The following is an 874-nucleotide window of genomic DNA, read 5'->3' as shown; positions in this document are numbered from 1 at the left end:
AAGTCGCCTAACTAACCTACCAATAATTTAGACACTCCCTGACCGAAATCCGTGGGGAAGCTCATCAGCATCACGTTGAGTGTCAGCTACTCCAACAATGATGTAACAATCTCCTTTGCAGGAGTTTGTCATGGCGACAAGAGTTTTAATTATCTTTGAAACTTGAATTTTTTGTTTGGTTTTTGAGATCGTACAGAGGCCTATTTTGAAATCATAGTTAGCTTGCTCAGTCTTAGATTGATTAATGAGAACTTCTAGTCTCTGCCCCCATTGGGCTATAGAGTGGTCACCACTTTTACGTGGAATGAAGTGCTGTTGTATTAGACCAATTATAGAGTTCGCTAAGTTGATGCGATCAACTTTATTCCACTTCTCTCTATTACCTAATTTTAAAAGGTGTGAATCGTAGACGCCTTCAAGTTGCTTTGCTAACTTTTGATGGCAATGGATTATCTTGTTTTGTTGAATAAGTAAGTTGTAAAAACTTATAAAAATAACTTGGAATACCTGCGTTACCTTTTTCTTTTCTTTTGTAAAAACAAGATCTTTAAAGGTTTTGTTGGAAGTCGAAATAGTTTTGTCTAACTCATCAAAGACCCTGCAGAATTGTCTAAAAAATGAATCTTGAGTATGTTTTTCAATCTCATTGTTAATGTCTTTAGATTCTTGGGTATTGTATGTGTATATTTTATCTAAATAGTTAGACGTTGTCTCAGATTTCATATTTAAACTCATATATGCAATTAGATGTGCTACGAGCTCTTCATCCCTTGATTGACGTATGTTTTCGTATGTAATTATACCATTTCTTGAGCTTCCCCAAAATCCTAGGCAGGGGGTGTCCTAATTCATTAATATGAACCAAGGACAAACC

The 874-nt window shown here is 35.5% G+C and carries 1 protein-coding gene; it reads right to left on the bottom strand.

Annotated elements, in window-relative coordinates; translation table 11 throughout:
* Window positions 1–27: 27 nt before the first annotated feature.
* The gene (locus ACFSW8_RS17065; protein WP_377088616.1) at window positions 28–723 is read right to left on the bottom strand and encodes a hypothetical protein; all 696 of its coding nucleotides are present in this window, start codon (window positions 721–723) and stop codon (window positions 28–30) included.
* Between the last annotated feature and the right edge of the window lie 151 nt (window positions 724–874).

This window comes from Rubritalea tangerina (genome assembly GCF_042683245.1).
In the GTDB taxonomy this organism is placed as follows: domain Bacteria; phylum Verrucomicrobiota; class Verrucomicrobiia; order Verrucomicrobiales; family Akkermansiaceae; genus Rubritalea; species Rubritalea tangerina.
Note: the sequence above shows the minus strand (reverse complement) of the source record. Positions and strands in the feature narration are given on the sequence as shown.

Bases quoted from the DNA above. Each gene is read 5' to 3' on its own strand.
- ACFSW8_RS17065 (WP_377088616.1), bottom strand. From the start codon at position 723: ATGAAATCTGAGACAACGTCTAACTATTTAGATAAAATATACACATAC.